At 62.5% G+C, this 368-nt stretch carries 1 protein-coding gene; it reads left to right on the forward strand.

What is annotated here, in order from left to right:
* Positions 1–368, forward strand: a 368-nt coding sequence (locus tag AC1D0P_RS32105; protein WP_477680418.1) for a translocation/assembly module TamB domain-containing protein, incomplete at both ends; no start/stop codon positions are given.

The raw sequence follows: 368 nt of genomic DNA on the forward strand, positions 1-368 counted from the left end.
TCGCCAACCTGAGCGGGAAACTCTCCGGTGGCGGCACGCTCAACGTCTCGGGAACCATCGGCATCACACCCGCCTCGGGCTTTCCCGCCGACCTGAAGATCGCGCTGAAAAATGCTGTCTATACCGACGGCAAGGTTTTGGCCGCCAAGCTGAACGGCGATCTGACCGTCACCGGCAGCCTTATCAGAGGTCCCACGGTGGGTGGACGCGTCGATGTGCGTCGCGCCGACATCACCATCCCGCAAAAACTGCCGGGAACGCTGGCGCAGATCCAGATCAAGCACAAGCATCCATCGCGCGCCGTTGCCATCCAGGCAGCCAGGATCAAGGAAAACCAGCCTGGCACCAAGACCCGCAAGGATGCCGGG

It is taken from the genome of Polaromonas sp. P1_G2 (genome assembly GCF_056405515.1).